Source organism: Pseudomonas sp. HOU2 (genome assembly GCF_040729435.1).
Taxonomy (GTDB): domain Bacteria; phylum Pseudomonadota; class Gammaproteobacteria; order Pseudomonadales; family Pseudomonadaceae; genus Aquipseudomonas.
The window spans coordinates 778059-801146 of record NZ_CP160398.1 but is presented as its reverse complement, the minus strand read 5'-3'; the positions used below and the strand labels follow the sequence as shown (position 1 = coordinate 801146).

The 23088-nt window shown below is 61.6% G+C and carries 20 protein-coding genes; 10 read left to right on the top strand and 10 right to left on the bottom strand.

Annotated features, from left to right (window positions below; translation table 11 throughout):
• Nucleotide 1 precedes the first annotated feature (1 nt).
• The gene (locus ABV589_RS03375; protein WP_367084863.1) at nt 2-1237 is read right to left on the bottom strand and encodes a 3-methyl-2-oxobutanoate dehydrogenase (2-methylpropanoyl-transferring) subunit alpha; all 1236 of its coding nucleotides are present in this window, start codon (nt 1235-1237) and stop codon (nt 2-4) included.
• A 185-nt stretch (nt 1238-1422) separates the two neighbouring features.
• Between ABV589_RS03375 and bkdR the strand changes: the two genes are divergently transcribed.
• Complete coding sequence (gene bkdR, locus ABV589_RS03370; RefSeq protein ID WP_016985245.1) at nt 1423-1911, top strand: Bkd operon transcriptional regulator BkdR; 489 nt, start codon at nt 1423-1425, stop codon at nt 1909-1911.
• An 86-nt stretch (nt 1912-1997) separates the two neighbouring features.
• Here the strand turns inward: bkdR and ABV589_RS03365 are convergent, their stop codons facing one another.
• Nucleotides 1998-2861: an MBL fold metallo-hydrolase gene (locus ABV589_RS03365; RefSeq protein WP_367084861.1), complete on the bottom strand. Its 864-nt coding sequence runs from the start codon at nt 2859-2861 to the stop codon at nt 1998-2000.
• 90 nt (nt 2862-2951) lie between these two features.
• Between ABV589_RS03365 and ABV589_RS03360 the strand changes: the two genes are divergently transcribed.
• The 5 genes from ABV589_RS03360 to ABV589_RS03340 all read left to right on the top strand — a co-directional run bounded on the left by ABV589_RS03360 (nt 2952) and on the right by ABV589_RS03340 (nt 8490).
• Entirely contained in the window at nt 2952-3293 is a 342-nt protein-coding gene (locus tag ABV589_RS03360) for a metalloregulator ArsR/SmtB family transcription factor (protein WP_003224002.1), read from the top strand.
• Nucleotides 3294-3460: 167 nt separating this feature from the next.
• Nucleotides 3461-4705 carry an FAD/NAD(P)-binding oxidoreductase gene (locus ABV589_RS03355; protein WP_367084859.1) on the top strand — a complete coding sequence of 415 codons (1245 nt, stop codon included), beginning with the start codon at nt 3461-3463 and terminating at the stop codon, nt 4703-4705.
• 9 nt (nt 4706-4714) lie between these two features.
• Entirely contained in the window at nt 4715-5515 is an 801-nt protein-coding gene (locus ABV589_RS03350) for a sulfite exporter TauE/SafE family protein (protein ID WP_367084858.1), read from the top strand.
• 180 nt (nt 5516-5695) lie between these two features.
• A complete protein-coding gene (locus tag ABV589_RS03345; protein WP_367084856.1) occupies nt 5696-7351 on the top strand; it encodes an MFS transporter in 1656 nt (551 codons plus the stop codon).
• Entirely contained in the window at nt 7348-8490 is a 1143-nt protein-coding gene (locus tag ABV589_RS03340; RefSeq protein WP_367084855.1) for an HlyD family secretion protein, read from the top strand. The genes ABV589_RS03345 and ABV589_RS03340 overlap by 4 nt, the downstream gene beginning before the upstream one ends.
• A gap of 110 nt (nt 8491-8600) precedes the next feature.
• Here ABV589_RS03340 and copD read toward each other — a convergent pair whose 3' ends face one another.
• Nucleotides 8601-9458 carry a copper homeostasis membrane protein CopD gene (gene copD / locus ABV589_RS03335; RefSeq protein ID WP_367084854.1) on the bottom strand — a complete coding sequence of 286 codons (858 nt, stop codon included), beginning with the start codon at nt 9456-9458 and terminating at the stop codon, nt 8601-8603.
• A gap of 3 nt (nt 9459-9461) precedes the next feature.
• Nucleotides 9462-9824: a copper homeostasis periplasmic binding protein CopC gene (copC, locus tag ABV589_RS03330; RefSeq protein ID WP_367084852.1), complete on the bottom strand. Its 363-nt coding sequence runs from the start codon at nt 9822-9824 to the stop codon at nt 9462-9464.
• A gap of 138 nt (nt 9825-9962) precedes the next feature.
• On the opposite strand from copC, the gene ABV589_RS03325 reads away from it, so the two are divergent.
• Nucleotides 9963-10583 carry a TetR/AcrR family transcriptional regulator gene (locus tag ABV589_RS03325; protein WP_007965266.1) on the top strand — a complete coding sequence of 207 codons (621 nt, stop codon included), beginning with the start codon at nt 9963-9965 and terminating at the stop codon, nt 10581-10583.
• 277 nt (nt 10584-10860) lie between these two features.
• Here the strand turns inward: ABV589_RS03325 and preA are convergent, their stop codons facing one another.
• The 3 genes from preA to hydA form a co-directional block, all read right to left on the bottom strand.
• Nucleotides 10861-12135: an NAD-dependent dihydropyrimidine dehydrogenase subunit PreA gene (gene preA / locus ABV589_RS03320; protein WP_003224016.1), complete on the bottom strand. Its 1275-nt coding sequence runs from the start codon at nt 12133-12135 to the stop codon at nt 10861-10863.
• Nucleotides 12136-13503, bottom strand: a complete 1368-nt coding sequence (locus ABV589_RS03315; protein WP_367084850.1) for an NAD(P)-dependent oxidoreductase — start codon at nt 13501-13503, stop codon at nt 12136-12138.
• A gap of 207 nt (nt 13504-13710) precedes the next feature.
• A complete protein-coding gene (gene hydA, locus ABV589_RS03310) occupies nt 13711-15150 on the bottom strand; it encodes a dihydropyrimidinase (RefSeq protein ID WP_367084849.1) in 1440 nt (479 codons plus the stop codon).
• 635 nt (nt 15151-15785) lie between these two features.
• Between hydA and ABV589_RS03305 the strand changes: the two genes are divergently transcribed.
• The 3 genes from ABV589_RS03305 (at nt 15786) to ABV589_RS03295 (ending at nt 19762) form a co-directional block, all read left to right on the top strand.
• Nucleotides 15786-17270 (top strand): NCS1 family nucleobase:cation symporter-1, encoded by a 1485-nt coding sequence (locus tag ABV589_RS03305; RefSeq protein ID WP_367084847.1) that lies wholly within the window; start codon nt 15786-15788, stop codon nt 17268-17270.
• A gap of 153 nt (nt 17271-17423) precedes the next feature.
• Complete coding sequence (locus ABV589_RS03300; protein ID WP_367084846.1) at nt 17424-18707, top strand: Zn-dependent hydrolase; 1284 nt, start codon at nt 17424-17426, stop codon at nt 18705-18707.
• Between the two features lie 140 nt (nt 18708-18847).
• A complete protein-coding gene (locus ABV589_RS03295) occupies nt 18848-19762 on the top strand; it encodes a DHH family protein (protein ID WP_367084844.1) in 915 nt (304 codons plus the stop codon).
• An 8-nt stretch (nt 19763-19770) separates the two neighbouring features.
• Here ABV589_RS03295 and ABV589_RS03290 read toward each other — a convergent pair whose 3' ends face one another.
• The 3 genes from ABV589_RS03290 to ABV589_RS03280 form a co-directional block, all read right to left on the bottom strand.
• Nucleotides 19771-19980, bottom strand: a complete 210-nt coding sequence (locus ABV589_RS03290) for a hypothetical protein (protein ID WP_007965250.1) — start codon at nt 19978-19980, stop codon at nt 19771-19773.
• Nucleotides 19981-20201: 221 nt separating this feature from the next.
• Entirely contained in the window at nt 20202-21590 is a 1389-nt protein-coding gene (locus ABV589_RS03285) for an amidohydrolase family protein (protein WP_367084843.1), read from the bottom strand.
• A gap of 13 nt (nt 21591-21603) precedes the next feature.
• Nucleotides 21604-22959 (bottom strand): nucleobase:cation symporter-2 family protein, encoded by a 1356-nt coding sequence (locus ABV589_RS03280; protein WP_367084842.1) that lies wholly within the window; start codon nt 22957-22959, stop codon nt 21604-21606.
• Between the last annotated feature and the right edge of the window lie 129 nt (nt 22960-23088).

The window sequence follows — 23088 nt, the reverse complement described above, 5'->3', positions numbered from 1 at the left end:
GTCAGATCCCCAACTGCTGACGCTGGCGCTTCAAGTGCTCCGGCATCTCTTTGTAGACGTCTTCGAACATGGTCGCGGCGCTTGGAATCTGCCCGCCGGCGAGGGTGCCGTACTGTTCGGCCTGTTTCTGCGCGGCAATCACTTCGGCCTCGAGCTCGGCGCTGACCGCGGCGTGTTCTTCTTCCGACCAGTGGCCGACCTTGATCAGGTGCTGCTTCAGGCGGACAATCGGGTCGCCCAGCGGGAAGTGGCTCCAGTCGTCGGCAGGACGGTATTTGGATGGATCGTCGGAGGTCGAGTGCGGGCCGGCGCGGTAGGTGACCCATTCGATCATGGTCGGGCCGAGGTTGCGCCGGGCGCGCTCGGCGGCCCAGGCGGAAGCGGCGTAGACCGCGTAGAAATCGTTGCCATCGACCCGCAGCGAGGCGATGCCGCAACCGACGCCGCGTCCGGCGAAGGTGGTCGCTTCACCCCCGGCGATGGCCTGGAAGGTCGAGATCGCCCACTGGTTGTTGACCACGTTGAGGATTACCGGCGCGCGGTAAACGTGAGCGAAGGTGAGGGCGGTGTGGAAGTCCGATTCGGCGGTAGCGCCGTCACCAATCCACGCCGAGGCGATTTTGGTATCGCCCTTGATCGCCGAGGCCATGCCCCAGCCCACGCCCTGAATGAACTGGGTGGCGAGGTTGCCGGAGATGGTGAAAAAACCGGCGTCCTTGACCGAATACATGATCGGCAACTGCCGGCCCTTGAGCGGATCGCGCTCGTTGGACAGCAGTTGGCAGATCAGGTCGACCAATGGCACATCGCGGGCCATCAGGATGCTTTGCTGGCGGTAGGTCGGGAAGCACATGTCGTCGATGTTCAAGGCCAGGGCCTGGGCGCTGCCGATGGCTTCTTCGCCAAGGCTTTGCATGTAGAACGACATTTTTTTCTGCCGCTGGGCGACCACCATGCGGTTGTCGTAGATCCGCGTCTTGAGCATGGCGCGCATGCCCTTGCGCAGGATCTCGACTGGCACGTTTTCAGCCCAGGGGCCGAGGGCGTTGCCCTGATCGTCGAGCACGCGAATCAGGCCACGGGCCAGGTCGGCGGTGTCGGCGGGTTCTACGTCAATGGAGGGTTTGCGCACCGTGCCGGCATCGGTCAGATGCAGGTAGGAGAAGTCGGTTTTGCAGCCTGGGCGGCCCGAAGGTTCAGGGACGTGCAGACGCAGCGGTTCATACGCTTGGGTCATGGCTTCTACGCTCGATCTTGTGAATTTCTTGTAGTGAGCTGGCAATCATTCTTGGGTGAAAGAAATCTTGTCCTACAACAATCATAGGCCCGGGCCAGAAGAATATTTCTCTCTGTTTCGTTGCGCTGGAGACGATTTGCAGATAGAAATTCTGCATAAACATAAAAAACAGGTGGTTTTGTCTCATGCGCAAACTGGACCGTACTGACATCGGCATTCTCAACAGCCTTCAGGAGAACGCGCGCATCACCAACGCCGACCTCGCGCGCTCGGTGAACCTGTCGCCGACGCCGTGTTTCAACCGGGTCAAGGCGATGGAGGAATTAGGGCTGATTCGCGAGCAGGTGACGCTGCTCGATGCCGATCTGCTCGGCCTGCACGTGAACGTGTTCATTCACGTCAGCCTGGAGAAGCAGGTCGAGGAGGCGTTGCAGCATTTCGAAGAGGCGATTTCCGACCGCCCCGAGGTGATGGAGTGCTACCTGATGGCCGGCGACCCGGACTATCTGATCCGGGTGCTGGTGCCGACGATTCAGTCGCTGGAGCGCTTCATGATGGACTTTCTGACCAAGGTGCCGGGGGTGGCGAATATTCGGTCGAGTTTTGCGTTGAAGCAGGTGCGGTACAAGACGGCGTTGCCGTTGCCGGCGAATGGGTTGACCCTCGGGTCCTGAAGATCAAAAGATCGCAGCCTGCGGCAGCTCCTACACGGGAAACGGGTTCCTCTGTAGGAGCTGCCGAAGGCTGCGATCTTTTGACGTTAAAGCTTGTTAACCGGAATCTTCAGGTAAACCACACCATTATCCTCGGCCGGCGGCATGTTCCCCGCCCGCACATTCACCTGAATCGCCGGCAACAACAGCGTCGGCATGCCCAGCCCGGCATCACGTTTGGTGCGCATCTCGACAAACGCCGCCTCATCAATCCCGTCATGCACATGAATATTGCTCTTGCGCTGCTCACCGACGGTGGTCTGGCACTGCGCGGCGCGGCCCTCGGGCGGGTAATCGTGGCAGACGTAGAGTTTAACGCTGGCCGGGAAGGCCAGCAGTTTGTGGATCGAGTTGAACAGCTGATGCGCGTCGCCGCCGGGGAAGTCGCAGCGAGCCGTGCCGACGTCGGGCATGAACAGCGTGTCGCCGACCAGGATCTGTTCGCCGTCGATCAGGTAAGCCATGTCTGCCGGAGTGTGGCCGGGGACGTGCAGGGCGGTGGCCTTGAGGTTACCGATCATGAACGACTCGTTCGGCGCGAACAGGTGATCGAACTGCGAGCCGTCGACGCAGAATTCCGGTTCCAGGTTGAACAGCGCCTTGAACACGTTCTGCACCTTGCTGATCGACTGGCCGATGGCGATCTTGCCGCCCAGTTCGCGGCGCAGGTACGGCGCGGCGGACAGGTGATCGGCGTGGGCGTGGGTTTCCAGCAGCCATTGCACCTGCAAACTGTGTTCACGGACGAAGGCGATGATTTTATCGGCCTGCATGGTGCAGGTGCGTCCGGCGGCGCCGTCATAATCGAGCACCGGATCGACGATTGCACACTGCCCGCCATCAGCTTCATAGACCACATAGCTGTAGGTCGAGGAGGCGGGGTCGAGGAAAGCTTCAATCTGCGCGGGCATGGACACCAACCTGAACGGGGAAATGGGTTGCAACACTTTATCTAAAAACATAATGTTCACAGCTTAAGTGACGTTGAAGGCATCGTGCAAATGCAATCCAGTCTGACCGAATGTGAAGTCGCCCAGTTGCGGGCGTCCGCCTCCAAGGCCTGCGCGCTGCTCAAGGCGCTGGCCAACGAGGATCGTCTGTTGATCCTGTGCCAGTTGACCCAGGGCGAGCGCAACGTCGGCGAGCTGGAAAAAATGACCGGCGTGCGCCAGCCGACCCTGTCCCAGCAACTGGGCATCCTGCGTGATGAAGGGCTGGTGGCGACCCGCCGCGAAGGCAAATACATCTTCTACGGACTGGCCAGCCCTGAAGTGATTCAGGTGATGAAGACCCTCTCCGGGTTGTATTGCGGGGCGGTGCTCAAGAGCTGGGGTCACCCATAAATGTCAGCCAATACATCACTTACCCTGTGGGAGCTGGCTTGCCAGCGATGAGGGCGTGTCAGCCAACATTGATGGCGACTGAAACTCCGCTATCGCTGGCAAGCCAGCTCCCACACGGTTTTGTGCAAAGGCCAAGAAATCCTTGCGTCAGCAATAAGGAACAAGCAATGAACGATCAACACTGGGGCCCATCCATCAGTGCAGACATCGTGGTCATCGGCGGCGGCAGCGCCGGCATCGGCTTCGTCGCCAGTCTGCTCAAGCGTGATCCCACGCTGAACATCACCGTGATCGAGCCGAGCGCCCAGCATTACTACCAACCGGCGTGGACGCTGGTCGGCGGTGGCACCTTCGACGTCAAGGACACCGCAAGGCCGATGAACAAGGTGATGCCGCGTCAGGCCACCTGGATTCAGGCGGCAGTCACCGCGATTGATCCCGACACGCGTCAACTCACCCTCAACGATCAACGCACCGTCACTTACCAGAACCTGATCGTCTGCCCCGGCCTGCGGCTGGCCTGGGAGAAGATCGAAGGCCTGCAGGAAAGCCTCGGCCAGCACGGCGTGACCTCCAACTACAGCTATCAGCATGCGCAGTACACCTGGGATCAGGTGCAGAAACTGCGCGGCGGCAAGGCGCTGTTCACCCAGCCGGCGATGCCGATCAAATGCGCCGGGGCGCCGCAGAAGGCGTTGTACCTGTCGTGCGACCACTGGCGCAAATCCGGCGTGCTGAACAACATCAACGTCGAATTCAATCTGGCCGGCGCGGCGCTGTTCGGCGTGGCGACGTTCGTCCCGCCGCTGATGAAGTACATCGAGAAATACAACGCGCACCTGGCCTTCAACAGCAATCTGGTCAAGGTCGACGGCCCGGCGAAAACCGCGTGGTTCGAGGTCAAGGACGCTGACGGCAACGTCACCACGCAGGCAAAAAATTTCGATCTGCTGCACGTGGTGCCGCCGCAAGTCGCGCCGGATTTCATCGCCCAAAGCCCGCTGGCCGACGCCGCCGGCTGGTGCGAAGTCAATCCGCACAGCCTGCAGCATCTGCGTTACCCCGAGGTGTTCGGCCTCGGTGATATCTGCGGCACCAGCAATGCGAAAACCGCTGCCGCCGTGCGCAAGCAGGTTGTGGTGGTCGCGGAAAACCTGCTGGCCCTGCGCAAGCAGCAGCCGTTGCCACTGAAATACGACGGCTACGGTTCGTGCCCGCTGACGGTGGAGAAGGGCAAGGTGATCCTCGCCGAGTTCGGCTACGGCGGGAAGTTGCTGCCGACCTTCGCCCTCGATGCGACCGTGCCGCGCCGCTCGGCATGGTTCCTCAAGGCGACGCTGCTGCCGTGGTTCTACTGGAACGGCATGCTCAAGGGCCGCGAGTGGCTGACCGGTTTGTCCAAAGTCGACTGAGAACTCCCTATGTTGCTGGCAAGTCTGTTTGGCGTAGTGATGGGGTTGATTCTCGGGTTGACCGGCGCGGGCGGCGGGATTCTCGCGGTGCCGGCGCTGGTGCTGGGCCTCGGCTGGAGCATGACCCAGGCCGCACCGGTGGCGTTGTTCGCCGTCGGCAGTGCGGCGGCAGTCGGTGCCATCGACGGTTTGCGTCATGGCCTGGTGCGCTATCGCGCGGCGCTGTTGATTGCGGCTCTCGGTGCGGTGTTTTCGCCGCTGGGCATCTATTTTGCGCATCAGTTGCCGGAGAAGATCCTGATGATCCTCTTCAGCCTGCTGATGGTCATGGTGGCCTGGCGCATGTTGCGCCGTGAGCGTGCGCAAACGGGACCGAGCGATCACGGCCACGCGAGTTGGGGGCAGAAGAACTGCATGCTTAATGAAGAGACCGGGCGTTTCGACTGGACCGCCAAATGCACCGCGACCCTGGCGGCGCTGGGTGCGGTGACCGGCGTGGTTTCGGGCTTGCTCGGTGTCGGCGGTGGCTTCCTCATCGTCCCGGCGTTCAAGCAACTGACCGATGTGCAGATGCGCGGCATCGTTGCGACGTCGTTGATGGTCATCAGCCTGATTTCGGCGATTGGCGTGATCGGCGCGTTCCATGCCGGGGTGCGCATCGACAGCCTTGGCGCGGCGTTTATCGTCGCTAGCATCGTCGGCATGATCATCGGCCGCAAATTATGCGCGCGGGTGCCGGCGCGGGCGTTGCAGGTGGGGTTTGCCAGCGTATGTCTGGTGGTCGCGGCTTACATGTTGCTGCGCGCCTGATACAAAAAAACCCGCCCAACATTTGCCCCTGTAGGAGTGAGCCTGCTCGCGATAGCGGTTTAGTATTCAACATTGATGCTGACTGACACTGCGCTATCGCGAGCAGGCTCACTCCTACAGGGGATGTGTGTTTTGTCGTTGATTGCGGCAAACTCAGACATCCCCAGACAAGGCCTCTCAATGGATCGATACGCCCCGCGCAACTGGCAGCCGCACGAGAAGCCCAGTCTGCCCGGTTCCCCCTCGACGCCGCTGCACTCCAACCGCAAGCGGCTGGCCTATGCGCTGGTCGGGCTGCTGGTGGCGGTGACCGGCGGTCTGGGTAACTCGCTGGTGGTCGCCAACCTGCCTTATCTGCAAGGCGCGCTCGGCGCGACCACGGCGGAGATGGCTTGGCTGCCGGCCGCCTACGTGATGACCAACGTGTCGATGAACTTGCTGCTGGTGAAGTTTCGCCAGCAGTTCGGCCTGCGCGCCTTCACCGAGGTGTTTCTGGTGCTGTATGCGCTGGTGACCTTCGGTCATCTGTTCGTCAACGACCTGAACTCGGCCATCGCGGTGCGGGCGGCGCACGGCATGGTGGGCGCGGCGCTGAGTTCGTTGGGCCTGTATTACATGATCCAGGCATTTCCGGCCAAGTGGCGGTTGAAGGCGCTGGTGCTGGGTCTGGGCGCCTCGCAACTGGCCCTGCCGCTGGCGCGACTGTTTTCCGAAGACTTGCTGCAGATTGCCGAATGGCGCGGTTTGTACCTGTTCGAACTGGGCATGGCCTTGCTGTCGCTGGGCTGCGTTTTGATGCTCAAGTTGCCGCCCGGTGACCGTTTCAAAACCTTCGAACCGCTGGACTTTCTCACCTTCGCCATCCTCGCCAGCGGCGTGGCGCTGCTCTGCGCGGTGTTGTCGCTGGGGCGCATCGACTGGTGGCTGGAGGCGAACTGGATCGGCTATGCGCTGGCCGCCTCGATTGCGTTGATCCTCGCCGGCCTGGCGATCGAGCACAATCGCAGCAACCCGATGCTGATGACCCGTTGGCTCGGCAGCGGCACGATGATCCGTCTGGCGCTGGCGGTGACCCTGATCCGCATGGTCACTTCGGAGCAATCCACAGGCGCCGTCGGTTTCATGCAGAACCTCAACATGGGCTACGAGCAGCTGCACAGCCTGTACGTGGTGATGCTGATCGGCAGCGTCGCCGGGCTGGCAACCAGCGCCCTGACCATCGATCCCAAGCACCTGCTGATGCCGCTGATCATCTCGCTGGCGCTGATGGCCACCGGTTCCGTGATGGACAGTTTTTCCAACAACCTGACCCGCCCGCAAAACCTGTATTTCAGCCAGTTTCTGCTGGCCTTCGGCAGCACGTTTTTCCTCGGCCCGACCATGGTGTTCGGCACCCGCAACGTGCTGACCAACCCACGCAATCTGGTGAGTTTTTCGGTGTTGTTCGGGATCTGCAACAACCTCGGCGGCTTGCTCGGCGCGGCGTTGTTGGGCACTTTCCAGATCGTGCGCGAGAAATTTCATTCCAGTCATCTGGTCGAACACCTTGCGCTGTCCGATCCGTTGGTGGCTGCCCGTGTGCAGAGCGGCGGGTCGGCTTACGGATCCTTGCTGGCCGATCCGAGCCTGCGCAATCTGGCCGGGATTCGCAGCCTGTCCAACGCGGCGACTCGCGAAGCCAACGTGCTGGCCTATAACGATGTATTCATGCTGATCGCCGTGATTGCGGTGCTGACCATGATCTGGCTGTCCATTCGTGCGCTGTGGCTGATGAGTACCACCAAAGCCGTCGACCCAGCGCCTTCCGTACCTCCTAGCGGTGCCTCCCATTCATGACCGAACCGACCACCACAACCACCAATGCCATCGCCGCCACCCCGGAAGGCGTGGCACCGCCGTCCTCGCCGAACACCGAGCCGCGCTCGTTGCGGGTGCGGATCATCTCGTCACTGGGCTTTGCCGCGATTGCCATCGTCGGCGTGCTGATCGTGCTCTACGCCTGGCAGTTGCCGCCGTTCAGCAGTGCGGTCGAAACCACTGAAAACGCCCTGGTGCGCGGTCAGGTGACGATCATCGGCCCGCAGCTCAGCGGTTACGTGTTCGAAGTGCCGGTGCAGGACTTCCAGTACGTGAAGGCCGGCGACCTGCTGGTGCGACTGGATGACCGGATTTATCAGCAGCGCCTCGATCAGTCGCTGGCACAACTGGCGGTGCAGAAGGCTGCGCTGGCCAACGTGGTGCAGCAACGCAACAGCGCCGAGGCAACGATCAAGTTGCGTCAGGCCGTGGTGGCCGACAGCGAAGCGCAGTTGCGCAAAAGCGAGGCGGATCTGCGGCGTAACAAGGAGCTGGTAAGTGACGGCTCGGTGTCGAAGCGCGAGATGGACGTAGCGCTCGCGGCCAATGCACAGAGCATTGCAGCAGTGGCGCAGGCCAAGGCCAATCTGGAAATCGCCCGGCAGGATCTGCAAACGGTGATCGTCAATCGCGGTTCGCTGGAAGCCGCGGTGGCCAGCGCGGAAGCGGCGGTGCAACTGGCGCGGATCGACTTGTCGAACACCCGCATCGTCGCCCCGCGTGACGGCCAGCTCGGGCAGATCGGCGTGCGCCTGGGCGCCTACGTCAACTCCGGGGCACAGTTGATGGCGCTGGTGCCGAACCAGAAATGGGTGATCGCCAACATGAAGGAAACCCAGATGGACAACGTGCGGGTCGGGCAACCGGTGCGCTTCACTGTCGATGCGCTGAACCACCGCAAATTCACCGGACACGTGCAGCACATCTCGCCGGGCACCGGCTCGGAATTCGCCCTGTTGCAGGCCGACAACGCCACCGGCAACTTCGTGAAAATCGCCCAGCGCGTGCCGGTGCGGATCACCATTGATGAAGGGCAGCAGGAAGAGGAACGCTTGCGCCCGGGGATGTCGGTGGTGGTCAGCATCGACACCGCAGCGGGTGACACACAACCGCATTGAGCAACACAAAACCCTGTGGGAGCTGGCTTGCCAGCGATGACGTCGGTACATCCGAAATATCAGTCCCTGACACACCGCCATCGCTGGCAAGCCAGCTCCCACAGGGGGCTTCAGGCAGCAATCATCGGCGGCAGGGTACCGAGCAGGGAAACGGCCGCCACAGCGCCCATCCCCAATAACCACTCCAGCACCACACTGCGCTTGAGCGCGCCCATGCGCTGCTGGCAATCATCAATCCGCAAGCGGTTGAACAGCGCCAAGCCAAGCATCCCCAGCACCAGCAACGCCTTGACCAGCAGGATCAACGCAAACCCGCTGAACAGCGGCGTCGGCCACCATTGCCCGGTCAATACGCGCACATTGATCAACCCGGTGATCAGCAGCCCGCCAACGATCGCATAACCGACACCGCTGAAGCGTTGCAGGATCCGGCTCATCGCTTCACTCGGTTGACGCAGGATCAACACCAGCAGCAACAGCCCGCCGAGCCACGCCGCCACGCATGTCAGATGTACGATCTGATTGAGAATCAGCAGTTGCCCGCTGAGCCCATCGAGCATCGCGCCGTGACCCACCGGCGCCAGGGTCGCCAGGAGCAGCGCACTCAGGCCCAGGCGCAACGCCAGGTTCGAGCGCCACGGGGTGAACAGCAACGCCAGCAACAGCGCGTTGATCAGCAGATGCCAACGCCAGACCTGACCGAAAAACGTATTGCCCAGCACCACGCCAATCGTGTCCGGATCGAACGCTGCCGCCGCCGAACCGGCCATGCTTGCAGTGATCAACAGCGCCCAGGTAATGCCGCTGACCAAGGCAATCGCCGTCAGCCAGCGCGCCAGTCCTGCCAGATGCCGATCCAGCGCCGGCACCGGCGTCTTGAGCAATAACGGCCGAAACAGCCAGGCCCCGAACAGCATCAACACCGCGCTGAAATGCACAAAGCGGCACAGCACCAGCGCTTCACTCATGAATTACTGGCCAACCTTGAACTGGTAGGCGCCTTCGCTCTTGTGTGTGTCAACTGACACTGCGTGCCATTCGACCTTGTACTCACCGGCACTCAGAGGTGCGGCCGGGGTGACGATCAGGGTTTTCTTGTCGCCTTCGGTGCTCAAAGGTTTGATCGCGACCGGGGCGCCGTCGTGGGTCAGGCTGATTTTGGTGAAACTGGCTTCGACGCCTTCAGAAAAGGTCAGGCGCAGATCGGCCGGCGTGGCGACGGTGCTGTCGGCGGCCGGGGTTGCACTCTTCAGGTGGGCGTGGGCAAAAACCGAAGATGCGGCGAACAGCGAAGCGAGCAGGGCAGTGGTGGTCAGGACATTCTTGAACAGCATCGCGGATACCTCTGAGGCAGGACAAAGAAGAGTCAGTTTAGCCATGCGCCGACCTTCATACGAAGTTTTGTTTGCAATGGTCGCCCGCGCCCCAGAGCGGATGCTAGTCTTGGGCAACGCTGTTGTCAGGGAGCCCTCATGGGCAATCACAAGATCGAGATTCGCCGCAGTAACGTCGAGAAAATCCTGCTGGCGGCGGAAAAAGTCTTCGCCGAAAAAGGCTTCGGCGGCACCGCCATGGCCGACATCGCTGCCGAAGTGCAACTGCCGCGTTCCAACCTGCATTACTACTTTTCGACCAAGAGCGAGCTGTACAGCGCAGTGCTGTTCGACCTGCTGGAAGTGTGGAAGCAGGACGCGCTGTGCTTCGAGATGTTCGATGACCCGCGGGTGGTGCTCAGCAGCTACATCCGCGCCAAGATGAACCACTCGCGCAGCCGGCCGCACGGCTCGAAAGTCTGGGCCAACGAGATCATCCACGGCGCGCCAACGTTAGGCGAGGCGCTGGATGTCAGCCTGTACGACTGGGCGAAAATGAAGGAAGCGAAGATCCGCCAGTGGGTCGAGGACAAGCGGATTCTGCCGGTGGAGCCGTCGAGCCTGCTGTACATGATCTGGGCCTCGACCCAGCATTACGCCGACTTCGATCATCAGGTGAATATTCTGAACGAGCATCAGCCGCTGTCGGACATGCAGTTCGAGCGGGCGGTGCAGACGGTGACCAGTGTGATATTGCGCGGGATCGGGTTGGAGCCCTGAAGCAAAAGCTGACCCTCACCCCAGCCCTCTCCCGGAGGGAGAGGGGGCCGACCGAGGTGTATTTAGAGGTACATCGACCTGAAAGACCGGGTCGATTATGGATTCAGAGCGCAGCTCTAGCAGCTTCGGTTATGGATTCACAGCGGAGTTCTATCTGTTTCGGTGATGGATTCACGCAAGACTTTCACGTCGGTGCAGTTCGTCAATATCCCCCGGTCGGTTCCCTCTCCCAGGGGGAGAGGGCTAGGGTGAGGGGGCTGTTGGATCAGCAGGCAATCTAGACGGCAACGTGATACGGATTCCTCGGATCATGATTCCAGTCCAGAAACGGCTTGCCCGTCTCCATCGGCACCATTTCGATACAGTCCGCCACCGGGCAGGTGATCTGGCACAGATTGCAGCCCACGCACTCATCATCGATCACTTCATATTTATGCGTGCCGTCGGCCTGCTTCAGGCTGCTGATCGCCTGGTGTGAAGTGTCTTCGCAAGCAATGTGGCAGCGCCCGCAACCGATGCACGCGTCCTGGTCGATCTTGGCGATCACCTGATAGTTGATGTCCAGGTACTTCCAGTCCGTGGTATTGCCCACCGCGCGCCCGGAAAACTCGGCGATGTTGGCGTAGCCTTGGCTGTCCATCCAGCGCGACAGCCCGTCCTTCATCTCCTCGACAATCCGGAAACCGTGGAGCATCGCCGCCGTGCACACCTGCACCGCGCCGCTGCCCAGCGCCATGAACTCTGCAGCGTCACGCCAACTGCCGATGCCGCCAATGCCGCAAATCGGCAGCCCCTGGGTCTGCGGATCACGGGCGATCTCGGCGACCATGTTCAGCGCAATCGGCTTGACCGCCGAACCGCAGTAACCGCCGTGGGTGCTTTTGCTGCCGACGGTGGGCAGGGCGACCATGTGTTCCAGATCGACGCTGGTGATCGAGTTGATGGTGTTGATCAGCGACACCGCATCGGCGCCACCGCGATGGGCCGCGCGGGCGGCGACACGGATGTCGGTGATGTTCGGCGTCAGCTTGACGATCACCGGTAGCGAGCAATAGGTCTTGCACCACCGAGTGACCTGCTCGACGTACTCCGGCACCTGACCGACCGCCGCGCCCATGCCGCGCTCGGGCATGCCGTGCGGGCAACCGAAATTCAGCTCGATGCCATCGGCACCGGTGGCTTCCACCAGCGGCAGGATGTGTTTCCACGATTCCTCAACGCACGGCACCATCAGCGAAACGATCAGTGCACGATCCGGCCAGTCCTTCTTCACCTGGGTGATTTCGCGCAGGTTGATCTCCAGCGAGCGGTCGGTGATCAGTTCGATGTTGTTGATGCCCAGTACTTCGCGGTTGTTGCCGTAATGCGCCGAGTAGCGCGACGAGACGTTGACCGCTGCCGGGTCCTCACCGAGGGTTTTCCAGACCACGCCACCCCAGCCGGCCTCGAAGGCACGGACCACGTTGTAGGCCTTGTCGGTCGGCGGCGCGGAGGCCAGCCAGAACGGATTGGGGGCTTTGATACCGGCGAAGACAATCGAGAGATCGGCCATTTACGCAGCCTCCACGTTGAGCATCAGTTGTGCGTTGATCGCCTCGGCGGCGCGTTTGCCGTGCTGCACCGCTTGCACGGTGAGGTCCTGATCGAGGCTGGTGCAGTCGCCGCCGGCATACACGCCGGGAATGCTGGTGCGCAGGTTGTCATCGACCTGAATCCGTTCGCCCTGACGCTTGAGTTCGCGGGCCAGCGGGTCGGCGAGGGCGCTGCTGTCGAAGGCCTGACCGATGGCTTTGAAGATCGCGTCGGCGGCCAGCTCAAAGGTTTCGCCAGTGGTTTGCAGACGACCGTCGACCAGATCGGTACGGGCGAAACGCATGCCGCGCACATGGCCCTGCTCGTCGAGCAGGACTTCCTGCGGTTGTGCCCAGGTCAGCAGGCGCACCTGATTGGCCTTGGCGATGTCTTGTTCGTGACCGGTGGCGCCCATGTCCGCCGCGCCACGGCGATACACCAGATTCACGTCACGCGCTCCCAGGCGGGCCATTTGCACGGCCATGTCGATCGCGGTGTTGCCGGCGCCGAGGACGATGCAGCGCTCAGCCAGTGGCAGTTGCGTGAGGTCATCGGCCTGGCGCAGTTCGCGGATGTAGTCGGTGGCGGCGAGCAGGCCGGGGGCGTCTTCGTGGGGCAGACCGAGCTGTTTGCTGGCATTCAGGCCGAGGCCGAGGAACACGGCGTCGAACTGCTGATGCAGTTCGCTGAGGGTCAGATTCTCGCCGAGTTTCTGTCCATGACGGATTTCGATACCACCGATCTGCAAAAGGAAATCCAGCTCTTTCTGCGCGTAGTCGTCGACCAGTTTGTACTTGGCGATCCCGTATTCATTAAGGCCGCCAGCCTTCTCCCGTGCTTCGAAAATCACCACGTCATGCCCGTGCATCGCGCTGCGGTGGGCGCAGGACAAACCCGCCGGCCCGGCACCGACCACGGCAATGCGTTTGCCGGTAGCGGCGGCGCGCTGGAACGGGTGCTCGGTGAAGTGCGCGTTGTCCACGGCGTAGCGTTGCAGCAGGCCGATCAGCACCGGCGCGCATTCCTGGGCGTTGTTGCGCACGCAGGCTTGCTGACAGAGGATTTCCGTCGGACAGACCCGGGCACAACTGCCGCCGAGGATGTTCGCCGAAAGAATTTTCTGCGCTGCACCGGGCACGTTGTCCTGATGGATGTTGCGGATGAACGACGGAATATCGATCTCGCTGGGGCACGCGTTGACGCACGGTGCGTCGTAGCAATACAGGCAGCGCGAGGCTTCCAGATGCGCCTGCCGGGCGTTGAGCGGTGGCGCCAGATCAGTGAAATGGCCGGCGAGGGCGGCCGCGCTTTCGTGCGGATGCGGGAGATGGTTCAGGGTCTCGATCACGGTTTTTTGCCTCACGGTTATTGAGGTTCTCTGCCTCTGATGGGCAGTGGTTTTCGTCATGTCCTGTGGCGAGGGAGCTTGCTCCCGCTGGACTGCGCAGCAGGCCCAAAACCATTCACTCCTGGGTATCAGGATGAGCGCATTGCCTGGTTTTGGGGCGGCTTCGCCACCCAGCGGGAGCAAGCTCCCTCGCCACAGGGAATCGGATCAGCGTTTAACCGCTGTGGGCTTGTGCATCTCAGCCCGCTTGCTCAGCAAATCAAACACCGCCGGATACGCCGGCCGTTCGATATAGCGCCCGGCCCCGCGCTCGGCGCGCAGGTCACCGTCGGCCCAGACCACTTTGCCCTGGCTGACGGTATGGCTCGGCACGCCGCGCACGGTCTTGCCTTCGAAGATGTTGAAGTCCACCTGCTGATGGTGGGTCTTGGCGGAAATGGTGCGGGTGCCTTGCGGGTCCCACAGCACCAGATCGGCATCGGCGCCGACGCGGATCGCGCCTTTGCGCGGATAGAGGTTGAAGATTTTCGCGGTGTGGGTGGAAGTGAGGGCAACGAAATCCTGCATCGACAAACGTCCGCTGTTGACCCCTTCATCCCACAGCACCGCCATGCGGTCTTCGATGCCGGCGGTGCCGTTGGGGATCTTGCTGAAATCGTCGCGCCCGGCGGCTTTTTGCTCGGCGCAGAAGCAGCAGTGGTCAGTGGCGGTGGTGTGCAGATTGCCGCTTTGCAGGCCATGCCACAGCGCTTCCTGATGCCCGCGCGGGCGAAACGGCGGGCTCATCACGTAACCGGCGGCGGTTTGCCAGTCCGGGTGTTGGTAGACGCTATCGTCGAGCAGCAGATGTCCGGCGAGCACCTCGCCGTAAACCGGTTGACCCTTGCTGCGGGCGTAGGTGATTTCGTCCAGCGCTTCCTTGGTCGAAACATGCACCAGGTACAGCGGTGTGCCGATGGTCTCGGCAATGCGAATGGCCCGGCTCGCCGCTTCGCCTTCCACTTGCGATGGCCGCGACAGCGGGTGCGCTTCCGGCCCGGTGATGCCCTGGGCCATCAACTTGCGTTGCAGGTGATAGACCAGTTCGCCGTTTTCCGCGTGCACGGTCGGCACGGCGCCGAGCTCCAGGCAGCGCTCGAAGCTTGCCACCAGCGTGTCGTCGGCGGCCATGATCGCGTTCTTGTAGGCCATGAAATGCTTGAAGCTGTTGATCCCGTGATGGCTGACCAGCTCGGCCATTTCCTCGCGCACCTGCTCGCTCCACCAGGTGATCGCGACGTGAAAGCCATAGTCCGATGCCGACTTCTCGGCCCAGCCGCGCCACTGGTGAAACGCTTCCATCAACGACTGTTGCGGATTGGGAATCACGAAGTCGATGATCGAGGTAGTGCCGCCGGCCAGACCTGCGGCGGTGCCGCTGTAGAAGTCTTCACTGGCCACGGTGCCCATGAACGGTAGTTGCATGTGGGTGTGCGGATCGATGCCGCCGGGCATCAGGTATTGGCCGCTGCCGTCGAGCACTTCGGCACCGGCGGGAACATCCAGGTTCTGACCAATGGCTTTGATCACGCCGTCGGCGCAATAGACGTCGGCGCGATAACTTTCATCATGGGTAACAACGGTGGCGCCACGGATCAACAGAGACATTGCAGCTACCTCGCAGGCATGACCGGCTTATACCGGTTCTATATGTTTTATAAAGCGTCGATGCTGGAAGATATATTCCTGCCAGCGCTGTCAGGAATAAAAACTAGCTGGTGTTAGTCGAATGAGCAAGATTATTTTTTATAAGCTTATAACCTACATAAGGCACTGAAATATAAAGATTAAAATTATAAATCACCAAAATGGTGAGAGCTTTCACCATTTTGACGCACTTGACAGGAACCAGATTTGAGCGAGATTTGTCATGGCAAATCAGCTGCTTGAACGCTAAGAAGTCGCGGCCCAGACGCTTTGCTGGAAATAACCGTGCACCACTTTGAACCTGGCTGTTCGAGTAACTTGGCTTGGTGTTTTGGGCGAGAGATGAAACAAGTAAGCAACATGCTTCAATAATTTGAATAAAAGCGTTTAAACATCAAACAGTTGAAAGCGCTATACGGACAGGTCGGGAAACTCGGCACAACAGTCGGCACGTTTATTGAGTGCTGGCGCTGACAAGCCAGGCCGGTTCGTGAAGTGCGTGTCCACATGCAAGTACTCCGGCCATCGCCCGGTGTGCGGCGCGTCCGCCCACTCAACCGATGAGCAAAAATAATCAAAATAACCGTGGAGCAGCCATGCAACAGAACAGATCGCAAGTGACCGAGCGCGACGGCTTGTTCGAACTCGAAGCCGGCAGCGACGTCCTCGACAGTCCCCGTTACAACCACGACATGGCACCGACCAAGGTGCGCGAACGAACCTGGAACAAATGGCACATCACCGCGCTCTGGGTCGGCATGTCGGTGTGCGTGCCGACGTACACCCTCGGCGGCGTGCTCACTGCGTATTTCGGCCTGACCGTCGGTGAAGCGCTGATGGCGATTCTGCTGGCTAACGTCATCGTGTTGATCCCGTTGACCCTCAACGCTTTCCCCGGCACCAAGTACGGCATTCCGTTCCCGGTGCTGCTGCGCTCGTCATTCGGCGTGCTTGGTTCCAACGTGCCGTGCTTGATCCGCGCACTGGTGGCGTGCGGCTGGTTCGGGATTCAAACGATGTTTGGCGGATTGGCGATTCACCTGTTTCTCGGCTCGATCTTCGAGGGCTGGAAATCCCTTGGCGGCACGGGGGAGGTGATCGGTTTCATGATCTTCTGGTCGCTGAACCTGTGGGTGGTGATCCGTGGCGCCGAGTCGATCAAGTGGCTGGAAACCCTGTCCGCGCCGTTGCTGGTGGCGGTGGGTATTGGCTTGCTGGTGTGGGCGATGCCCAATGTGTCGATGACCGAGCTGCTGGCGATTCCACCGAAACGACCGGAAGGCGCGAGCGTGGTCAGTTACTTTGCCGCCGGGCTGACGGCGATGGTCGGCTTCTGGGCCACGCTGTCGCTGAACATTCCCGATTTCAGCCGCTACGCCAAGAGCCAGAAAGACCAGATCCTCGGGCAAATTTTCGGCCTGCCGCTGACCATGTTTCTGTTCGCTTCGCTGGGGGTGGTAATGACCGCCGCTTCGGTGAAACTGGTTGGCGTGACCGTGTCGGATCCGGTCAGCCTGATCGGCCATATCCAGAGTCCGCTGTGGGTCGCGGTAGCCATGGCACTGATCATCATCGCCACGCTGTCGACCAACACCGCGGCGAACATTGTCTCTCCGACCAACGACTTTCAGAACATCGCGCCCAAGGTGATCAACCGCACCAAAGCGGTGTTGCTCACCGGCTTCGTCGGGCTGGCGTTGATGGCCCACGAGCTGCTGAAAAAGCTCGGGCTGATCGTCTCCGATGTCAGCCTGGAAACCGTGTATTCCAACTGGCTGCTGGGCTATTCGAGCCTGCTGGGGCCGATCGCCGGGATCATGGTGGTGGACTATTTCCTGATCAAGAAGCAGCAACTGGACCTGGCCGGGCTGTACCGCGACGACGTCTATCCGGCGTGGAACTGGGCCGGGTTTACCGCGTTTGGCGTGCCGGTGGTGCTGACCCTGCTGTCGCTGGGTAGCGATGCGTTCAGCTGGTTTTACAGCTATGGCTGGTTTACCGGTTCGGCGCTGGGCGGGGTGATTTATTACGGGTTGTGCGTGATGCGGGCTAATCCGTCGGTCGTGAAAACAGCGGTGTGAATGAGGGCCTCATCGCTGGCAAGCCAGCTCCCACAAGGATCAAGTCGTACACAAACCATGAGTTCACTCAAATCCTGTGGGAGCTGGCTTGCCAGCGATGGCGGCCTGGAAAACACCACAGAATTACCATAAGAACTGCCTGAGGAGATCAACATGAACGCAGCCGTAGACGTTCTGCAATCCACCCATCAGCACATCAACCGCGACCGCCTCTGGGCCTCGCTCATGGAACTGGCCAAGCTCGGCGCCACGGTCAAGGGCGGGGTCTGTCGCCTGGCCCTGACCGACCTCGACCGTCAGGCCCGTGACCTGTTCGTGCAGTGGTGCAAGGACGCCGGGTGCAGCGTCACGGTGGATGAAGTCGGCAATATCTTCGCCCGTCGCCCGGGGCGCAATCCGAACCTGCCACCGGTGATGACCGGTAGCCACATCGACACCCAGCCCACCGGCGGCAAGTTCGACGGCTGCTTCGGCGTGCTCGCCGGGGTGGAAGTGCTGCGCACCCTCAATGACCTCGGCGTGGAAACCGAAGCGCCACTGGAAGTGGTGGTCTGGACCAACGAAGAAGGCTCGCGCTTCGCCCCGTGCATGATGGGTTCCGGGGTGTTCGCGGAAAAATTCACCCTCGAAGAAACCCTGGCTAAAGTCGATGCCGACGGCGTCAGCGTTGGCGAAGCCCTGAATGCCATTGGTTACGCCGGGTCACGCAAAGTCAGCGGGCATAAGGTCGGTGCCTATTTCGAAGCACACATCGAGCAAGGCCCGATCCTCGAAGACGAGCAGAAAATCATCGGCGTGGTGCTCGGCGCGCTCGGGCAGAAGTGGTTCGACCTGAAGTTGCGCGGCGTCGAAGCCCACGCCGGCCCGACGCCGATGCACCTGCGCAAGGACGCCCTGGTCGGCGCCTCGGTCATCGTTGGCGCGGTCAACCGCGCCGCCCTCGGCCATCAACCCCACGCCTGCGGCACCGTCGGTTGCCTACAAGCCTACCCCGGCTCGCGCAACGTCATCCCCGGCGAAGTGCGCATGACCCTCGACTTCCGCCATCTGCAACCAGAGCGCCTCGATTCGATGATCGCCGAGGTCAAGCAAGTCATCGACGCCACTTGCGAAGAGCACGGGTTGACCTATGAACTGACCCCGACCGCAGACTTTCCGCCGCTGTACTTTGAAAAGGGCTGCGTCGAGGCGGTACGCGGCGCGGCGCAAGGCCTCGGCCTGTCGCACATGGACATCGTCAGCGGCGCCGGCCACGACGCCATCTTCCTCGCCGAACTCGGCCCGGCGGGAATGATCTTCGTACCGTGCGAGGGCGGGATCAGCCACAACGAAATCGAAAACGCCGCGCCGGATGATCTGGCGGCCGGGTGTGCGGTGTTGTTGCGGGCGATGCTCGCGGCTTCGGCGATGGTGGCCGCCGGTAAAGCCGCGGCCTGAAGATCAAAAGATCGTCCGATCGCGGCCCGAGCCTGCGGCAGCTCCTACAGTTGGATTGCATTCAACCTGTAGGAGCTGCCGAAGGCTGCGATCTTTTTATGTCACCCCAATGTCATGGAAATGTGCGACGTTTGCGCCCCATGAAAATCATCACCTCCGGCGCGTCCTATCTGGACATCGACGCCTACGCCTGCTGTATCGCTTACGCAGAGTTGCTCAACCTGCAAGGCATTTCCGCCCGTGCTGTCAGCAGTGCCAGACCCAACGGCAGCGTGTCGCCGACCGTTCTGAGCTGGGGTGCCGAGTTTCACCGCTACTCTCCACAAGCAAACGACGAATTCGTGCTGGTCGATGTGTCCGACTATCAGCACCTTGACCCGCTGGTGGTGCTCGACCAAGTGGTGGAGGTCATCGACCATCATCCCGGTTCTGAACGGTACTGGGCTGAGCGACTGGGTTGCGCCGCCGATATCCGCCCGATCGGCGCAGCGGCGACGCTGGTTTTTCAGCGCTGGCAAAGCGCCGGCCTGCTACCGCGAATCAGCGTGCACAGCGCGGCATTACTGGCCACGGCAATCCTCGACAACACACTCAACTTCAGCGGGCAGATGACCACCGAACTGGATATCGAGGCTTATGAAATATTGGCGCCGCGGGCGAATCTGCCGGCGAATTGGCCCGAGCAGTATTTCCTCGAATGTCAGGCCGCCATCGAAGCAGACCTGCAGGCAGCGTTAGCGGCGGATCTGAAGCGATTCAACCCGGACAGCAACCTGCCGCAGGTTTTCGCCCAGATGACCGTATGGGATGCCGATGCCCTGATTGGAAAACGGCATGTCGAGATCAGCCGCTGGATGGCCGGGCAGGGCGATGACTGGTTGCTGAACGTCATCAGCATCCGTGACGGCAAGAGTTGTTTGCTGGCTGAGCCGCTGCTCAGCCAGCAGAAGCTGGATCGGTTGTTGCCGCTGCGATGGCAGGCGGGCATGGCGCTTGTGAAACCGTCGATGCTGCGCAAGGAACTGCTGCAGTTGGGGCTTAACCTCCTGCTCTGACGCGGTGCTCAACCGGGTCGGTCATTTTTGCCCGCAATGCCCTGGCGTCTGTCAGGGCCGTTGGGGTTGCCCACATCCAGCAACCGCCGTTCGACCAAAACATTCTCCAGCGCCTGACGCTCGACCGGCGCCATTTGGTGTTCGCGCTTTTTCAGCTCCAGCAAAATCGGGCTGGACCAGGTGCGATAAGTCTGTTCGATGTTGCGACGCGACGTCATCAGTCTCTCCTTGATCAAGAGCCCGGTGAAGCTGGCAGGGGCTCAATCCGATGAGGGGGTAACCTTAGTCGAGAAACCCGGAAGTCGCGAATGCAGCACTCTTTTGTGGGAGCTGGCTTGCCAGCGATAGCGGTGGATCAGTCACCGCTGCATTCACTGAACGTCCGCCATCGCTGGCAAGCCAGCTCCCACAGGGTTTTGCATTGCATGCGGATCCGCGGTCAATCGTCGATATTCATCATCGCCTGCACTCCTTCCCACGCTTCGGCGCGCATCCGTTCGATATCCAGCCCCGGAATCACGCCGTTGTCGACCACGATCCGGCCGCCCACCAGGCTGTATTTCACCGTGATCGGTTCCCCCGCGACCACCGGGGCAACTGCGCGATCGTGGAAACCGAAGAACCGTGGATGATCAAGGCTGTAGATCACCAGATCCGCCGCTTGGCCGACTTCCAGCGTTCCTACCGCGCCCAACCCCAACACCTGTGCACCACCCGCCGTGCCCCAGTGGATCACGTCTTCGGCGGTGGTCGCCGAGGCGCCTTGTTCGGCGCGGTGGATCAGCCATGCGGTGTTGGCTTCGCCGACCATGCTCCCGGATTCGTTGGACGCCACGCCGTCGACGCCGAGGGAAATCGGCACGCCGGCTTCATACATTTGCGGCACTGGCGCGACGCCGCTGCCGAGGCGAGCGTTGCTCACCGGGCAGTGCGAGATGCCGGTGCCGGTCTGGGCGAGCATGCGGATTTCGCCGGGTTGCAGGTGCACGGCGTGGGCGAACCAGACGTCGGGGCCGAGCCATTCGTGTTCGGCGACGAACTCCACCGGCAGGCAGTTGTATTTCTCGCGGCAGAAATTCACGTAGTTCTGCGTTTCCGACAGGTGCGTGTGCAGACGCAAACCGAGGCCGCGGGCGGTGTGCGCCAGTTCGCGCAGCAGGGTCGGCGGCAGCGAAAAGGTCGGCGTGGTGGGCGCGACGACGACCCGGCGCAGGGCGTCCGGGGTGTCCTGGTGATACAGCGATTTCAGTCGCTCAATGTCGCCGACCATTTGCTCGAGGCTTTCCGGTTGCAGCGCGGTTTTCGAGAAGCCCGGATGCGCACTGGCCGATTCCAGCGCGCCACCGCGACAGAGCACGAAACGCAGACCGAACTCATCGGCCAGATCGAACAGCAGATCCCCGGTCTCGGTGCTGCCGTGGGCGTGGTAGAGGTAGTGGTGATCGGCGCACGTCGTCACCCCGGACAGCAGCAATTCGACCATGCCCAGGCGGGCGGCGATCCGCGCCAGTTGCGGGGTGAAGCGATTCAGACGCGGGTAGGGCACGCTCGCCAGCCAGCCCTGAAGATCCTGATTCAAGCCTTCGGGCACGGCTTTGAGCAGGTTCTGGAACAGGTGATGGTGGGTGTTGATCCAGCCCGGATAGACCACGCAGTTGCGCGCATCGATCACCCGCTCGCCGGGTTGCGGCTCAAGGTTAGCGGCGATTTCGGCGATGCGTCCGTTGACCACGCGAATGTCCGCCGCCCCGGCGCGGGCACGCGGGCCGCGCAGGCCGGTCATCACCGCCACGGGGTTTTTGATCAGGATGTTTTGAAGTTGAGTCATGGGCAGGCTCCAGTCAGAGAATGTGCGAGGCGGATTTGCCGGCTGTGGTGTCTGGCACGCTGACGCCGTTGAGCGCCGCGTTGAGCAGCACCGACACCAGGCAGGCGATGACCACGCTGCTGTGCAGGAACGGCTGTGACCACTCGGGCATTTGTTTAAACAGGGAAGGGGCGAGCACCGGCACCAGCGCAGCGGCGATGGTGAAACCGACGATCAGCACGTTGAAGCGATTGCGTTCGTAATCGACCTTGGCCAGGGTCTGGATGCCCGCCGCCGCGACCACACCGAACATCGCAATACCGGCACCGCCCAACGCGGCCGTCGGCATCGACGCGATGATCGCCCCGGCCTTGGGCACCAGCGCAATCGAGCACATCAGCAGGCCACTGACGGCGACCACCCAGCGGCTGCGCACACCGGTCAGGATCACCAGGCCGACGTTTTCCATGAAGGCGATGAACGGGAATGCCGCGAACATCCCGGCGATGGTGCTGGCCAGGCCATTGGCGCGCAGGCCGTTGATCACCTGCTTGTCTTCCACCGGTTTGTCGACGATGTCGCCGATGGCCACGAACAACCCCATCGATTCGACCATCTGCACGATCATCACCACCACCATGGTCGCGATGGGGATCAGGCTGAAGGTCGGCAGGCCGAAGTAAAACGGGTAGGGCACGGTCAGCCACGGCGCGTCTTCGACGCTGTGGAAATTGCCCATGCCCAGACCGTAGGCCAGACCGGCGCCGACCAGCATCCCCACCAGCACCGCCATGTTGCGCAGCAGCGGGCTGCCATAACGATTGACCAGCAGAATGGTCAGCAGCACCACCACCGCCACCGCGAGAAATGCCGGGGCGCCGAAGTTGCTCGCGTTGCGTCCGCCACCGACCCATTCATAGGCGATCGGGAACAGCTGCAAGCCGATCACCGTGACGATGCAGCCGGTGACCACCGGCGGGAAAAACCGCCGCAATCGGCCCACGAACGGCGCCATCAGCAGGGTGAAAATCCCGGCGCCGATCACCGCGCCGCAAACTCCGGCGAAGCCCACGTCGGGGTTGCTGCCGATGGCGATCACCGGGCCGACGCTGCTGAATGCCACGCCTTGCAGGATCGGCAGACGCACGCCGAATTTCCAGAAGCCGACGGTCTGCAACAGGGTGGCGATGCCGGAGCAGAACAGCGTGGTGCTGATCAGCACCACGGTGTCGGCGTGGGACATTTTCAGCGCGCTGGCAACAATCAACGGCACGGCGATGGCGCCGATGTACGAGACGGCCATGTGTTGCAGGCCGAGGGTGAGCATCTGTCGTACCGGCAGAATCCGGTCGACAGGGTGCACGGTGGAGGAAGGAGTGGCTGACGACATGGGGAATCACCTCTGGCTGTTTTTATGCGGTAGAGAGGGGTATTCGTCTGATGCCGATCAATTGATTGGCGTCGTGATGACACCTGTGGCGAGGGAGCTTGCTCCCGCTGGACTGCGCAGCAGGCCCAT

Excerpts from the sequence above, each read along its gene's own strand:
- ABV589_RS03345 (WP_367084856.1), top strand. The coding sequence starts at position 5,696 with ATGGATCGATACGCCCCGCGCAACTGGCAGCCGCACGAGAAGCCCAGT.
- ABV589_RS03360 (WP_003224002.1), top strand. The coding sequence starts at position 2,952 with ATGCAATCCAGTCTGACCGAATGTGAAGTCGCCCAGTTGCGGGCGTCC.
- ABV589_RS03325 (WP_007965266.1), top strand. The coding sequence starts at position 9,963 with ATGGGCAATCACAAGATCGAGATTCGCCGCAGTAACGTCGAGAAAATC.
- hydA (WP_367084849.1), bottom strand. The coding sequence starts at position 15,150 with ATGTCTCTGTTGATCCGTGGCGCCACCGTTGTTACCCATGATGAAAGT.
- ABV589_RS03365 (WP_367084861.1), bottom strand. The coding sequence starts at position 2,861 with ATGCCCGCGCAGATTGAAGCTTTCCTCGACCCCGCCTCCTCGACCTAC.
- copC (WP_367084852.1), bottom strand. The coding sequence starts at position 9,824 with ATGCTGTTCAAGAATGTCCTGACCACCACTGCCCTGCTCGCTTCGCTG.
- bkdR (WP_016985245.1), top strand. The coding sequence starts at position 1,423 with ATGCGCAAACTGGACCGTACTGACATCGGCATTCTCAACAGCCTTCAG.
- ABV589_RS03340 (WP_367084855.1), top strand. The coding sequence starts at position 7,348 with ATGACCGAACCGACCACCACAACCACCAATGCCATCGCCGCCACCCCG.
- ABV589_RS03305 (WP_367084847.1), top strand. The coding sequence starts at position 15,786 with ATGCAACAGAACAGATCGCAAGTGACCGAGCGCGACGGCTTGTTCGAA.
- copD (WP_367084854.1), bottom strand. The coding sequence starts at position 9,458 with ATGAGTGAAGCGCTGGTGCTGTGCCGCTTTGTGCATTTCAGCGCGGTG.
- ABV589_RS03295 (WP_367084844.1), top strand. The coding sequence starts at position 18,848 with ATGAAAATCATCACCTCCGGCGCGTCCTATCTGGACATCGACGCCTAC.
- ABV589_RS03375 (WP_367084863.1), bottom strand. The coding sequence starts at position 1,237 with ATGACCCAAGCGTATGAACCGCTGCGTCTGCACGTCCCTGAACCTTCG.
- ABV589_RS03355 (WP_367084859.1), top strand. The coding sequence starts at position 3,461 with ATGAACGATCAACACTGGGGCCCATCCATCAGTGCAGACATCGTGGTC.
- preA (WP_003224016.1), bottom strand. The coding sequence starts at position 12,135 with ATGGCCGATCTCTCGATTGTCTTCGCCGGTATCAAAGCCCCCAATCCG.
- ABV589_RS03300 (WP_367084846.1), top strand. The coding sequence starts at position 17,424 with ATGAACGCAGCCGTAGACGTTCTGCAATCCACCCATCAGCACATCAAC.
- ABV589_RS03290 (WP_007965250.1), bottom strand. The coding sequence starts at position 19,980 with ATGACGTCGCGTCGCAACATCGAACAGACTTATCGCACCTGGTCCAGC.
- ABV589_RS03285 (WP_367084843.1), bottom strand. The coding sequence starts at position 21,590 with ATGACTCAACTTCAAAACATCCTGATCAAAAACCCCGTGGCGGTGATG.
- ABV589_RS03280 (WP_367084842.1), bottom strand. The coding sequence starts at position 22,959 with ATGTCGTCAGCCACTCCTTCCTCCACCGTGCACCCTGTCGACCGGATT.
- ABV589_RS03350 (WP_367084858.1), top strand. The coding sequence starts at position 4,715 with ATGTTGCTGGCAAGTCTGTTTGGCGTAGTGATGGGGTTGATTCTCGGG.